The organism is Amycolatopsis sp. NPDC004747 (assembly GCF_053601335.1).
Map to the genome: position 1 here is coordinate 380,261 of NZ_JBSGBQ010000006.1, position 11,695 is coordinate 391,955.

At 70.5% G+C, this 11,695-nt stretch carries 12 protein-coding genes; 4 read left to right on the forward strand and 8 right to left on the reverse strand.

What is annotated here, in order from left to right:
- Nucleotides 1–19: 19 nt before the first annotated feature.
- Together nagA and ACWEGE_RS12910 are read right to left on the reverse strand one after the other, a co-directional pair.
- On the reverse strand, nt 20–1,171 hold the full coding sequence (gene nagA, locus ACWEGE_RS12905; protein WP_449660614.1) for an N-acetylglucosamine-6-phosphate deacetylase: 1,152 nt from the start codon (nt 1,169–1,171) through the stop codon (nt 20–22).
- Between the two features lie 91 nt (nt 1,172–1,262).
- Nucleotides 1,263–1,835, reverse strand: coding sequence for an RNA polymerase sigma factor (locus ACWEGE_RS12910; protein WP_163046624.1), 573 nt, complete (start codon nt 1,833–1,835; stop codon nt 1,263–1,265).
- A 201-nt stretch (nt 1,836–2,036) separates the two neighbouring features.
- Here ACWEGE_RS12910 and ACWEGE_RS12915 point away from each other — a divergent pair, with 201 nt between their 5' ends.
- Nucleotides 2,037–2,321: a YciI family protein gene (locus tag ACWEGE_RS12915; RefSeq protein WP_449660588.1), complete on the forward strand. Its 285-nt coding sequence runs from the start codon at nt 2,037–2,039 to the stop codon at nt 2,319–2,321.
- On the opposite strand, the gene ACWEGE_RS12920 is transcribed toward ACWEGE_RS12915, so the two are convergent.
- The 5 genes from ACWEGE_RS12920 to ACWEGE_RS12940 all read right to left on the reverse strand — a co-directional run bounded on the left by ACWEGE_RS12920 (nt 2,316) and on the right by ACWEGE_RS12940 (nt 7,653).
- Nucleotides 2,316–3,254, reverse strand: coding sequence for a PDR/VanB family oxidoreductase (locus ACWEGE_RS12920; protein ID WP_449660615.1), 939 nt, complete (start codon nt 3,252–3,254; stop codon nt 2,316–2,318). The genes ACWEGE_RS12915 and ACWEGE_RS12920 overlap by 6 nt on opposite strands.
- Before the next feature lie 50 nt (nt 3,255–3,304).
- On the reverse strand, nt 3,305–4,162 hold the full coding sequence (locus tag ACWEGE_RS12925) for a metal-dependent hydrolase (RefSeq protein ID WP_449660589.1): 858 nt from the start codon (nt 4,160–4,162) through the stop codon (nt 3,305–3,307).
- Nucleotides 4,159–5,631 (reverse strand): flavin-containing monooxygenase, encoded by a 1,473-nt coding sequence (locus tag ACWEGE_RS12930; RefSeq protein ID WP_449660590.1) that lies wholly within the window; start codon nt 5,629–5,631, stop codon nt 4,159–4,161. Before ACWEGE_RS12930 ends, ACWEGE_RS12925 begins: the two co-directional genes overlap by 4 nt.
- 122 nt (nt 5,632–5,753) lie before the next feature.
- Entirely contained in the window at nt 5,754–6,665 is a 912-nt protein-coding gene (locus tag ACWEGE_RS12935; RefSeq protein WP_449660591.1) for an SDR family oxidoreductase, read from the reverse strand.
- Between the two features lie 70 nt (nt 6,666–6,735).
- Nucleotides 6,736–7,653 carry an aldo/keto reductase gene (locus tag ACWEGE_RS12940; RefSeq protein ID WP_449660592.1) on the reverse strand — a complete coding sequence of 306 codons (918 nt, stop codon included), beginning with the start codon at nt 7,651–7,653 and terminating at the stop codon, nt 6,736–6,738.
- Nucleotides 7,654–7,715: 62 nt separating this feature from the next.
- Between ACWEGE_RS12940 and ACWEGE_RS12945 the strand changes: the two genes are divergently transcribed.
- A complete protein-coding gene (locus ACWEGE_RS12945; protein WP_449660593.1) occupies nt 7,716–8,537 on the forward strand; it encodes an LLM class F420-dependent oxidoreductase in 822 nt (273 codons plus the stop codon).
- A 154-nt stretch (nt 8,538–8,691) separates the two neighbouring features.
- A complete protein-coding gene (gene fbaA / locus ACWEGE_RS12950) occupies nt 8,692–9,723 on the forward strand; it encodes a class II fructose-bisphosphate aldolase (RefSeq protein WP_449660594.1) in 1,032 nt (343 codons plus the stop codon).
- Between the two features lie 48 nt (nt 9,724–9,771).
- Here fbaA and ACWEGE_RS12955 read toward each other — a convergent pair whose 3' ends face one another.
- Nucleotides 9,772–10,953, reverse strand: a complete 1,182-nt coding sequence (locus ACWEGE_RS12955) for a hypothetical protein (protein ID WP_449660595.1) — start codon at nt 10,951–10,953, stop codon at nt 9,772–9,774.
- A 286-nt stretch (nt 10,954–11,239) separates the two neighbouring features.
- On the opposite strand from ACWEGE_RS12955, the gene ACWEGE_RS12960 reads away from it, so the two are divergent.
- Nucleotides 11,240–11,650: a DUF3151 domain-containing protein gene (locus tag ACWEGE_RS12960; RefSeq protein ID WP_449660596.1), complete on the forward strand. Its 411-nt coding sequence runs from the start codon at nt 11,240–11,242 to the stop codon at nt 11,648–11,650.
- The last annotated feature ends 45 nt before the right edge of the window (nt 11,651–11,695 follow it).

Consider the following 11,695-nt stretch of genomic DNA (forward strand, 5'->3'; position numbering starts at 1 on the left):
CCGTCCGCTCGCAGAAAACCTATGTACTCAAGGTAGCCGTTCCCACCTCGGCGACCCATTCTCCCCGGCGCAGCACCTTCGCCGGCCGCAGGTCCTGGTCGAGGACCACGATGTCGGCCTGGTACCCGGAGCACAGCATGCCGGTCCGGTCCGCGATGCCCAGCAGCTCCGCCGGCCGCTGCGACGTCGCGTGGACCGCGTCGAGGATGCCGAGTTTCGCACCCCGGACCAGATTGCGGAAGGCGGTGTCCATCGTCAGGGTGCTGCCGGCCAGCGAGCCGTTGTCGGCGAGGGTGGCGACGCCGTCGTGGACGTCGACCTCGAGACGGCCCAGCGTGTAGCGGCCGTCCGCCGCGTCGGTGGCCGACATCGCGTCGGTGATCAGGACCGTCCGGTTGCGGCCCGCGTGCTTCGCCGCCAGCCGGACGACCGTCGGGTGCAGGTGGACCAGGTCGCAGATGAGCTCGATCGTGATGCGCTCGTCGTCCAGCAGCGCGCCGATCGGGCCGGGCTCGCGGTGGTGCAGCGGCCGCATGCCGTTGAACAGGTGGGTCGCCACCGTCGCGCCCGCGTCGATCGCCGGCAGCAGCTGCTCCTCGACGCCGTCGGTGTGCCCGATGGCCGCGATGACGCCGGACTCGGCCAGCTGGCGGACGGCCTTCACCCCGCCGTGCAGCTCGGGGGCGATGGTGACCATCCGGATCGCGCCCTGGCCCGCGCGCAGCAGCTTCTCGACCGTGCCGGTGTCCGGTTCGAGCAGCGTCTCCGGGTCGTGCGCGCCGCAGCGGGCCTTCGAGATGAACGGCCCTTCCAGGTGGATGCCCGCGACCTCGCCGTCCTGGACGAGCTCGCGCAGCGCCGCGACCTGCTCACGCAGGATGTCCACCGGGTCCGAGACCAGGCTGGCGAGCATGGTCGTGGTGCCGTGACGGCGGTGCGCTCGCACCGCCGTCAGGAGCTCCTCGGGATCGAGGGAGGTGAACGAAGCACCTCCCCCGCCGTGGCAGTGGGTGTCGACGAAACCTGGGACGACCAGTGCCCCGCCGACGTCCACGTGCTCGCCGGACGGCGGGGTCCCGGAACCCACGCCGGCGATCCGCCCGTCGGTGACGGCCACCCAGCCGTCTTCGAGTAAACGGTCCGGGGCGGCGACCCGGCCGCCCATGATCACGAAATCTCCGGCGCCTCTCACGCACCCCAGCATATATTGGTCTGGACCAAGCATGGTGATACGACTCAGTGATCGGAATGGTCCACCCGGGTCACTGTGGGGCTTGCATGGCCTTCTGGAGTGCCTCGAGCGCCCGGCTGGCGGTCGATTTAACGGTACCCTTGGAGATACCTGCGGCCTCAGAGATCTCGGCCTCGCTCAGCCCGCCGTAGTACCGCAGCACCAGCACTTCACGCTGGCGGGGCGGCAGCTTCGACAGCGCGCTGACCACGGCCTGGTGCTCGCTGGAGAGCATCGCGAGGCTCTCCGCGGAGCGCGCGTTCACCGCGTGCGGCGGCACGTACTCGCGGGCGGTCTTGCGGCGGCGCAGCACGCTGCGCGACCCGTTGACCACCGCGGTGCGCAGGTAGCCGACCGCGGCCGCGGCGTCCCGGAGCCTGCCCCAGTTGCGGTGCAGGCCGGTGAAGGCCTCCTGGACCACGTCTTCCGCCGTCGCGGGCTCGTCGACCAGCAGAATCGCCAGCCGGACCAGCCGCATGCGGTGCTGGCGGTAGAGGTCTTCGAGGGTCAGCGGTGCGGCGGTCTGCGCCGGAGCCGGACCGTCCATGACCCGCAGGTGGCCGAGGGTCGCCTCGACACTGCGCTCCGCATTGCCCTCGAGCATGAACCCCTGCCTGTTCTCGACCCCGGCTTGCACGGTGTGCCGCGTCAGCAGGTTCACGGTATTCACAGCGCTCACACAGGTACTGACGCGTCCCCAGCCTATCGGGTTCAGATGCCGGTGCCACAGATCGGATGCTGGTACAGAACCGTGACACGGGTAGCGTCGGATCCGTCCCGCCCGCGTCCGACCCCGGAGATCCACATGGCCTGGTTCCTCGTCGAAATCACCTACGTCCAGGAGAAGATGCCGGACGTCCGGCCGCGCCACCGCGAGTTCCTGAGCAAGCTGGCCGAGCAGGGCCGCGTCGCGGTCGCCGGGCCGCTCGGCGACGGCACCGGCGGCCTCACGCTCTACCAGGCCGACGACGAGGCGCACCTGAAGGAGACGATCGACCAGGACCCGTACTTCCTGGAAGGGGTCGTCGCCGAGCGCAGCGTCCGCGAGTTCAAGCCGGTGATCGGCGCCTGGCTGCCCGAGCGGTCATAGGTCCAGCACGGTGGTGCCGCGGTCGACGCAGATCCGCATGGACCCGCCGTCGGCCGTCGGCACCGCGCAGGTCCCGCAGAAGCCCTGGCGGCACGAGTACGGCGTCCCGGGGCGCGCGTCGCGCAGCACGTCGAGGGCGCTCCGGTCGCCCGGCACCGCCAGGGTGCGGCCTGACCTGCGCAAAGTCAGCCGGAACGGCTCGCCGTCGACGATCGGCGGCGGCGCGAACCGCTCGAAGTGGACAGCCTTGGCCGCGGTCAGCGCCAGGTCGGCGCGGACGCCGGTGATCATCGGCACCGGGCCGCAGCAGTAGACCGACGCGCCGTCCGGCAGGCCCTCGAGCAGCTCGGCGCCGGAGGCCGGGATGCCGTACTCGGTGTCCGGCCGGATCCACACGCGGTCGTCGTCCGGCAGCTCGCCGAGGAACGGCATCGACGCGCGGCTGCGGCCGGTGTAGACCAGCCGCCAGTCCGCGCCGCGCGCGATCGCCTGGTGGACCATCGGCAGGATCGGCGTGATCCCGATGCCGCCGGCGACGAAGAGGAACGGCCCGTCGCCGACGAAGGGGAACGCGGTCCGCGGGCCGCGCACGGTGACCCGGGTGCCCGGCACCAGCGCGTGGACCTCGCCGGACGCGGCCCCGATCCGCCGGACGGCGATCCGGTAGCCCGAGCGGTCGGCGGGATCGCCGCAGAGCGAGTACTGCCTGGTCAGGCCGGACGGCAGCCCCAGGTCGACGTGCGCGCCCGGGCGCCACGACGGCAGCGGGGCGCCGCCGGCGAGCCGCAGGCTCACGACGCCTTCGGCCTCGGCCCGGATCGTTTCGACCACCAGCGAAAGGTTGCGGTCCACGGTGCGCACCGGCGGCCGCCGCCGGCCGCTGAATCGCGACAACCGGCGGTAAACGCCCACGACCCCGACCAAAGTGGACATCAGGTGGTCGGTGCGTGCGCTGCCGTCGAGCCGGGTCGGGCGGCCGAGGGTCACCCCGCCGCCCGGGCCGCGGGTGACCTCGCCAGGTAGGCCACCGCCTGCTCGGTGTTCCCGGTCTCGGACGGGTGATACGACTTCCGGAAGTACGGCCGGATCTCCCGCAGCAGCCGGCGGCCGGACGGCAGCAACCCCCGCTTCGCCGCCCGGCGGTAGGCCCGCAGCGACGCGCGGCCGGGGTGGGCCGGGTCGTTGCGCAGCAGGTACCGCGTACCGCGGGCGAAGACCCAGGCCAGCACCGGCGTCACCGCCGCCATGCTGCGGACCCGGCGGGTGTACCGCCCGTCGAGGTGCACGAACAGGTCGAACGCCACCGACCGGTGCTCGACCTCCTCGGCGCCGTGCCAGCGCAGCAGGTCCAGCATCACCGGGTCGGCGCCCGCGGCCTCCAGCGGCGCGTCGAGCACCCACTGGCCGAGGAACGCCGTGTAGTGCTCGATCGCGGCGATGATCCCGAGCCGCTCGACCAGCCACTCTTCGGCGGCCTGCCCGGTCAGGTCGCGGTCGCCCAGCAGCTTCCGGAACAGCCACTCCATCTGCGCCACGAACGGCCGGACCCGGACGCCGGCCGCTTCGAGGTGGGCCGCCGCGCCGTCGTGGGCCTCGGCGTGCACCGCCTCCTGGCCGATGAAGCCGAGGACGTCCTCCTTGAGCCGCTCGTCGCGGATCAGCGGCACGGCCTGCTTGAACACCTCGACGAACCAGCGCTCGCCCTCGGGCAGGGCCAGGTGCAGCACGTTGATGGTGTGCGTGGCCTGCGGTTCGCCGGGGATCCAGTGCACCGGCAGCGCCGCCCAGTCGAACTTCACGTCCCGCGCGTGCAGGACGAGCTGCTCGTCCGGCGAGGTCACGACGCCCGGCCGGACAGCTCGTAGTCGGCCGGGTCGACCTTGCGCGTCTCCAGCCAGTACCGCCAGGTGAAGCCCGGCCAGATCGTCCGGTTCACGCCCTGGGCGTCGAGGTACCAGCTCTTGCAGCCGCCCTGCGTCCAGACGCCCTTGACCAGCTTGTCCTGGATCTCGCGCTGGAACTCGTCCTGCACGCCCGGCCGGACGTCGAGCGCGGCGGCGCCCCGCGAGTCGGCGAGCTTGATGGCGTCGACGACGTACCGCGACTGCGACTCGATCATGAACACCACCGAGTTGTGGCCGAGCGCGGTGTTCGGGCCGAGCAGGAAGAACAGGTTCGGGAAGCCGGAGACGGTGATGCCCTTGTGCGTCCGCATGCCCGCGGTCGCCCACTCCTTGGCGAGGTCGCGGCCGTCGACGCCGGTGATGTCGAGGTACTCCAGCGCGTCGGTCACCTTGAAGCCGGTGCCGTAGACGATCGCGTCGACCTCGTGCTCGACACCCGCGGAGTCGACGATCGAGTGCGCTTTGACCTCCTTGATCCCGGCCGTGTTCACCTCGACGTTCGGCCGGGCCAGCGCCGGGTAGTAGTCGTTGGAGATCAGGACGCGCTTGCAGCCCATCGTGTAGTCCGGCGTGACCTTCCTGCGCAGCGCCGGGTCCTTGATGCCCTTCGCGATGTTCCGCTTCGCGATCAGCTCGCCGGCCTTCATGATCGCCGGGTGGCCGTTGAAGCCGATGGCGCGGGCTTCGAGCAGCCAGTACAGCGCGTTGCGGTAGAGGCGCTGGGTGCCGGGCACGCGCTTGAACAGCGTCTGCGCCCACGACGGCATCGCGTGGTCGGGCTTGGGCATGATCCACGGCGGCGTGCGCTGGAAGAGCGTCAGCTCGGCGACCTCGGCGGCGATCTTCGGGACGAACTGGACGGCGCTGGCGCCGGTGCCGACCACGGCGACCTTCTTGCCACGCAGGTCGTACTCGTGGTTCCACCGCGCGGAGTGCCAGGTCTGGCCCTTGAAGTTCGTGATCCCGGGCAGCTCGGGCACCTGCGGGATGTGCAGGCCGCCGACGCCGGAGACGAGGAACTGCGCGACGAACTCGCGGCCGTCCCTGGTCGTCGCCGTCCAGCGGCGCTCGCGCTCGTCCCAGTGGGCGCCGGTCAGTTCGACGCCGAAGCGGATATTCTCGCGGAGCCGGTACTTGTCGGCGACACCCTTGAGGTATTCGAAGATCTCCGGCTGCGGCGAGAACGACCGCGACCAGCCCGGGTTCTGCTCGTACGAGAACGAGTACATGTGCGACTGCACGTCGCACGCGCACCCGGGGTAAGAGTTGTCGCGCCAGGTGCCGCCCACCTCGGTGGCCTTCTCCAGGATCACGTAGTCCCGGATGCCGGCCTTCTCGAGCTGGATCGCCTGGCCGAGCCCGGAGAACCCGGTGCCCACGATCACGACCTTGAACCGCTCGGTCATCTGTCGGCCTCCGCTGCGTCGGGGATGCTGCCCAGATGACGTTACCTCAGGTAACAGTTACTTGGAAGTACCGGCTACCGATCAGTAGTACCGCCGTACGCCCAGGTCACGACGGGACGGCGTCACCCCTTGGTGGCGGCCCGCCCGCCATGACCGGTGACCGCCGACTCGAACGCCCCGCGCGCCTCGATGTCGGCCAGCGCGGCCTTGTCCGCCGACGGCACCCGGCTGCGCGAGCCGATCTCGATCACCGGCGGCAGGAAGGCGCGCAGCAGCTTGAGGCCGCCGACCCACCGCGGCACGTGGATGGTCCGGGCGCGCTTGAGGATGCCCGCCTCGAGGTCGTCGAGGGCGACGTCCAGCGGGTACGTCTTGCCGATCAGGCCGGGCATCGACGCGCGGAGCTTGCCGAACACCGGGTGCGCGTCGGCGCTTTCGACCAGGTCGGTGCGGATCCACGTCGGGTGCGCGACGCCGACCTTGACGCCCAGGTGGGCGACCTCGGCGCGCAGGCTGTTCGAGAAGGCTTCGACGCCGGCCTTCGCGGCGGCGTAGTTGGCCATGCCCGGCGCGTGCGTGATGGCGGCGAGGCTGGAGATGGCGAGCAGGTAGCCCTTGCGCTCGATGACGTGCGGGAGCGTGACGCGGAACGTCCGCCAGACGCCGAGCAGGTCGACCTCGATGACCTTCTCGAACGCGGCCCGGTCGACCGAGCGGACGAAGCCCGCGGTCGCGATCCCGGCGTTCGCGATCACGATGTCGATCCCGCCGAAGTGCTCGACGACGCCCGCCGTCGCTTTTTCGAGGGCGTCCCAGCTCGTGACGTCGGCTTCCCAGGCCTTCGCGTTCGGCCCGATCCGGTCGGCGACCTTCTGCTGCTCTTCGGCTTCGAGGCCGACGAGGGCGACCTTGGCGCCGCGGGCGGCCAGCCGCTCGGCCAGCCCGGCGCCGATGCCACGGGCCGCGCCGGTGATCAGCACGACCTTGCCGTCGACCTTCTTGGTGCCGCTCAGCAGCGAAAACGGGTTGGCCACGGTGCCCTCCTAGTGTCACTTGAGGGCACCGTACCTCAACTTACCCGCAGTAAGCTACCCATGAGTATGTTCAGCTCGACGCCGCACCCAGTGCGGTGAGCTCGGGTTCGGTGAGCTCGAGCGAGACCGACGCGACCAGGTCCGTCAGCTGTTCGGGGGTCCGGGCGCTGGCGATCGGGGCGGCGACCGTCGGCTGCTGCCGCAGCCACGCGAGCGACACCGCGGCGACCGAAACCCCGTGCGCCTGGGCGGTTTCGTCGAGTGCGGCGAGCACGCGCTCACCCCGCGCGTCCAAATAGGACAGGGCGCCCGCCGCGCGCGGGCTGTCGCCGGTTTCGTCCTTCGAGCGGTACTTGCCGGTGAGGAAGCCCCTCGCCAGGGAGAAGTACGGCAGCGTCGCGAGGCCTTCGCGCTCGACGAGGGGCGCCAGGTCGTGCTCGTAGTCCCGCTCGACGAGGTTGTAGTGCGGCTGCAGCACGGCGAACCGCGCGAGGCCGTTCTTGTCCGAAATGGACAGTGCGTCGGCGAGCCGGCCCGCGGTGTAGTTGGACGCGCCGAGGTAGCGGACCTTGCCCGCGCGGACCAGGGCGTCGAACGCCTCCAGAGTCTCTTCGAGCGGGGTGTCCGGGTCGTCGCGGTGGGCGTAGTAGAGGTCGAGGTGATCGGTCCGCAGGCGGCGCAGCGAGTCCTCCGCCGCGGCCTGGATGTTCTTCGCGGACAGGCCCGGCCTGCCGTCCCACATGCCGACCTTGGTGGCCACGACGACGTCGTCGCGGTGGCCGCGCGCGGCCAGCCAGTTGCCGATGATCGTCTCGGAACCACCGCCGCCGCCGCCGTAGAGGTCCGCGCTGTCGAGGAAGTTGCCGCCGGCCGCGGTGTAGGCGTCGAGGACGGCGAAGGACTGCCGTTCGTCGGCCGTCCAGCCGAAGACGTTGCAGCCCAGGTTGAGGCCGTAGACGTCGAGTTCGGTGTTGCCCAGCTTGCTCATGGGTTCGAGATTAGTTGCCGGACCCGGGAGGAAAACCCGCGTCCCACGCGTTGGAGTGTTCCATGGCAATCGAACTCGGCAAGCTCGGTATCTGGCGGCACTACTCGGGCGTAGACGCGCGGTTCGCGGCGGAGGCGGAGCAGCTCGGCTACGGCGCGATCTGGCTGGGGGCGTCCCCGAGCGGAGACCTTTCGTACGTCGACGACCTGCTCGCGGCGACGGACCACCTGGTCATCGCGACCGGCATCGTGAACATCTGGCAGGACGAGCCCGCGGACATCGCCCGCGTGTACGAGCGCATCGTGAGCAAGTACCCGGACCGCTTCCTCCTCGGCGTCGGCGCGGGGCACCCCGAACACACGCAGGAGTTCAAGAAGCCGTACACGGCGCTGGTCGAGTACCTGGACGGTCTCGACGCGGCGGGCGTGCCGGTTTCCGGGCGGGCGCTGGCCGCGCTCGGTCCGAAGGTCATCCAGCTGGCCGGCGACCGCACGGCGGGCGCGCACCCGTACCTGACCACGCCCGAGCACACCCGGAGCAGCCGGGAGCTCCTCGGTGCGGGCAAGCTGCTGGCCCCGGAGCAGAAGGTGGTCCTCGGCACCGACCCCGCCGAGGCGCGCGCGATCGGCCGCAAGACCGTGGAGTTCTACCTGGGGCTGTCGAACTACGTCGCCAACCTGCGGAAACTCGGCTTCACCGACGAAGACCTCGCGGGCCAGGGCAGCGACCGCCTGGTCGACGCACTGGTGCTGCACGGGGACGCCGGGACGATCGCCGGCGGACTCCGGGCCCACCTCGAGGCGGGCGCCGACCACGTCAACATCCAGGTGCTGAACGAAGACCCCTGGCCGGCGTACCGCGCGCTGGCGTCCGAGCTGCTGTGATCCTCGTCCGGCCGCCGGTTCGCCCGGCGGCCGGACGCACTCCTTCTGAACCGATCCGACGTGCGAAGAAGTTTCTGTGCGGGGACCGGTGTGCGGCGGCGGCCGACCTCGTACGATGCGGTCGGGACCACCCTGTGCCAAGGAGGAGTCAACGATGCCCATCGCCACCCCCGAGGTCTACGCGGAGATGCTCGACCGGGCCAAGGCGAACGAGTTCGCCTACCCGGCCATCAACGTGACCTCGTCCGAGACCGTGAACGCCGCCATCCGCGGGTTCGCCGAGGCGGAGAGCGACGGGATCATCCAGTTCTCCACCGGCGGCGCGGAGTTCGCGTCCGGCCAGAAGGTCAAGGACATGGTGACCGGCGCGACCGCGCTGGCGGAGTTCGCCCAGGTCGTGGCGGCCAAGTACGGCGTGAACGTGGCGCTGCACACCGACCACTGCCCGAAGGACAAGCTGGACGGCTTCGTCCGCCCGCTGATCGAGATCTCGGCCGAGCGCGTCAAGAACGGCCAGAACCCGCTGTTCCAGTCCCACATGTGGGACGGCTCGGCGATCGACCTCGACGAGAACCTGGAGATCGCCCAGGAACTGCTGGCCAAGACGGCGGCGGCGAAGATCATCCTCGAGGTCGAGATCGGCGTGGTCGGCGGCGAGGAGGACGGCGTCGAGGCGGAGATCAACGAGAAGCTGTACACCGCCGAAGGCGACTTCCTGAAGACGATCGACGCGCTGGGCGCGGGCGACCGCGGCCGCTACCTGCTGGCGGCGACGTTCGGAAACGTCCACGGCGTGTACAAGCCGGGCAACGTGAAGCTCCGCCCGGACGTGCTGAAGGGCGGCCAGGAGGCGGCGGCGAAGAAGCTCGGCCTCCCCGAGGGCTCGAAGCCGTTCGAGCTGGTCTTCCACGGCGGCTCGGGCTCGCTCCCGGAGGAGATCCGCGAGGCGGTCTCCTACGGCGTGGTGAAGATGAACGTGGACACGGACACGCAGTACGCGTTCACCCGGCCGATCGTGGACCACTTCTTCAAGAACTACGACGGGGTGCTGAAGATCGACGGCGAGGTCGGGAACAAGAAGGTGTACGACCCGCGGTCGTACCTGAAGGCCGCGGAGGCCGGCATGGCGGCTCGGGTTGTCGAGGCTTGCCAGGCGCTGGGTTCGGCGGGGACGAAGCTGAAGTAGTCACGAACGAAGGGGCCGCCACGGGCAGTGGCGGCCCCTTCGTCGTGTTCAGACGGTTTCGGGAACCTTCCGCTTCGCGGACCACCGTCGCGAAGCCGGGCCGGCCGCCGCCCACAGCGCGAAGACCCCGACCAGCACCACCAAAGCCGTCCAGTACGCCGCCGGGGGAGCTGACTCCGTGTGGGCGTCCCCGAGTACCCACGGCCGGAACTGGGACTGCACCCAGAACGCCCCGTACCCGAACGCCGTCACCAGCAACGCCCCCGCGCCGGCCCGCACGACACCCGAGCCGAGCGAAAAAGCCAAGTCCACCGCCAGCCCCACGAACAGCAGGTAGAACGGCACCGTCGACACCGGGAACCCCAGCCCCAGCAGCAGCGGCCACATCACCGACCGGTAGGCCACATACGCCAGCGCCACCGAAGTGGCCGCCCAGCGGAAGCCCAGCGTCCGGCGAGCCACGACCAAGATCAGCGCCATCACCCCGATGCCCCACAGCGGGTACACCCACGAAGGAATCGGCATCGTGAAGTGCAGCACCGCCGTCCGGTCGACCGGGTGGCCGATCTGGTTGGCCGCGAAGTCCAGCAGCGACTTCTCCGCCTCCGGCTCCCCGCGCTCCCACGCGCGCAGGCCGAGGATCCCGTACTCCTGCTGGCCGTTCGGGAAGAACGTGTTCTCCAGGAAGAACGCCCACAGCGCGAGCAGCACGCCCGTCCGGAAGCGGCCGGGCGGCGCGAACCGCAGCCAGCCCAGCAGGACGCCCGCCTGCATGATGCCCGTGCCCAGGTACAGCATCATGTGCGACGGGCTCCACGCGGTCAGGTCCAGGCCGTTGACGCGGTGGTTGATGACGTCCAGCGGCGCCGCCACCAGGAACGTCAGCAGGCCGATCTGCATCAGGCGCAGTGACCGCTTGTCACACCCCAGGCCGGTGTAGCTGTGGATCGCCACCAGCACCACGATGATCACCGTGCCGACGGTGTTGATCAGGTGCGGCGGGGCCAGGTCGTCGCGCAGCCACATGAAGTGCCACGACATGTCCCACGACGAGCCGAGCAGCTTGAACGCGAACGCCGCCAGCCACATGCCGTAGCAGAACCGGAGCACCCAGTCCGGGGTCGGCTGCCCGGGGGCGCCGCGGTGCCAGTGCCGCGTGAAGAACAGCCGCGTCTTGGCGACGGGGCTGCGCGGGATCACGTCCACCGGGACGTCGACTGCCTTGGCCATGCCGGACATCATGGCCGGTCATGGTCACGAGTGGGCCAAGACCGTGGCAAACGACGCCAAAATCGGGATTCCCCCGACCTTCTTCCCCGCCACCACCCTCAACGGAGGCGCTTCGCGCCCAGGGTTCACCCCTAAGGGTGGACGACTTGCTTCCCACGGCCCCGGCTTGGCAGGGTGTCCCGCCATGATGCCGAAACGAGTTGTCGCGGGTGTGCTCGTCGCCGCACTGGTGCTGGCCGGAGCCGGGGTGCTGGGGACCCTCTTCCTGTAGGGGCAGAATGGCCCCATGACGCACAACCTGCTCGGCCCCGAGCCGACGCTGCTGCCCGAGCACACCGCCGCCCAGGCCGCGCTCGACGCCGGGACCGACCCGGCCACCGTCGCCGCCGAACACCCCGACTACAGCGAGGCGTGGGCCTCGCTCGCCGAGAAGGCCCTGGACGCCGGCGAGACCGTCGCCGCGTACGCCTACGCCCGCACCGGCTACCACCGGGGGCTCGACCAGCTGCGCCGCGCGGGCTGGAAGGGCTTCGGCCCGGTGCCGTGGTCGCACCGCCCCAACCAGGGCTTCCTGCGTGCCCTCGCCGTACTGGGCAAGGCCGCCGGGAAGATCGGCGAGACCGAGGAGTTCGACCGCTGCAAGACGTTCCTCGCCGACTCCGACCCGGCCGCCGCGGAAGCCACCGGCCTCAAGTAGCCCACCCGTCGTGAGTGGTAAGGCGGGTTCTAACCCGCCTTACCA